1 protein-coding gene is annotated in these 234 nt (G+C 59.0%); it reads right to left on the bottom strand.

Annotation, left to right across the window (positions count from 1 at the left end; all coding sequences use genetic code 11):
* Positions 1 to 183 (bottom strand): hypothetical protein (locus tag ACPYOJ_RS36910; protein ID WP_481420620.1); only part of this gene is annotated, 183 nt, incomplete at its 3' end.
* Positions 184 to 234: the final 51 nt, after the last annotated feature.

Below are 234 nucleotides of genomic sequence, written 5' to 3'. Positions count from 1 at the left end.
ACCGAGCGCCAGGAACACGAAGGCCGTCACGATGAATCGGCGGCCGATGATCTTATGGTCGACGGTCGAAAGGGCGCCCCAAAACCCCGCAGGTGTCGACCAGGTCTCTGAAAGACGGCGGTCGAGTTCCATCTCGTCCAATCCCGTATCGCGCAGGTCCTCAACTTCATCGCTGATAGTCATTTGAGGCTCTCCATGTAGGCGGAGATATCCCGCAGCTCCACGCTGGTAAGC

The organism is Rhizobium sp. SVR5-9E (assembly GCF_056755095.1).
The sequence above is the reverse complement of the archived record's forward strand: the minus strand, read 5'-3'. Positions and strand labels throughout refer to the sequence as shown.